Genomic DNA, 875 nt, shown 5'->3' on the forward strand with positions numbered 1-875 from the left:
CCAAAAAAAGAGGAATTACCCATGGCAAAGGCCAAGTTTGAACGCAACAAGCCACACGTCAACGTCGGCACCATCGGACACGTTGACCACGGTAAAACAACCCTAACCGCCGCTATCGCAACCGTAGCAGCAAAAACCTCAGGCGGCGAAGCAAAAGACTACGCGTCAATTGACTCAGCCCCAGAAGAAAAAGCACGTGGCATCACCATCAACACCTCGCACGTAGAATATGACACCGACACCCGTCACTACGCCCACGTTGATTGCCCAGGTCACGCCGATTATGTCAAAAACATGATCACTGGTGCCGCACAAATGGACGGCGCAATCCTAGTCGTATCAGCAACTGACGGCCCAATGCCACAAACTCGTGAGCATATCTTGCTATCACGTCAGGTAGGCGTACCATACATCATCGTCTTCATGAACAAATGTGACCTAGTAGACGACGAAGAATTGCTAGAGCTCGTCGAAATGGAAGTACGTGAACTCCTAAACGACTACGACTTCCCAGGCGACGACACCCCAATCATGAAAGGTAGTGCCACCCAAGCCCTAAAAGGCGACGACGGCAAATACGGCGAACCAGCAGTCGTAGAACTACTAAACACCCTAGACACCTACATCCCAGAGCCAGAGCGTGACATCGACAAAGCATTCCTAATGCCAATCGAAGACGTATTCTCAATCTCAGGTCGTGGTACCGTTGTAACTGGCCGTGTTGAATCAGGTATCGTAAAAGTTGGTGACGAAATCGAAATCGTCGGTATCAAAGACACCCAAAAAACCACCTGTACTGGTGTTGAGATGTTCCGCAAACTGCTAGACGAAGGTCGTGCAGGCGAAAACTGTGGCGTACTACTCCGTGGTACCAA

1 protein-coding gene is annotated in these 875 nt (G+C 50.3%); it reads left to right on the forward strand.

Going from position 1 to position 875, the window contains the following annotated elements:
* Positions 1-21 precede the first annotated feature (21 nt).
* Positions 22-875, forward strand: an 854-nt coding sequence (gene tuf, locus JMX98_RS13925) for an elongation factor Tu (RefSeq protein ID WP_201587421.1), incomplete at its 3' end; no start/stop codon positions are given.

Origin of the sequence: Psychrobacter sp. HII-4, assembly GCF_904846595.1 — a bacterium.
Lineage (GTDB): Bacteria > Pseudomonadota > Gammaproteobacteria > Pseudomonadales > Moraxellaceae > Psychrobacter > Psychrobacter celer.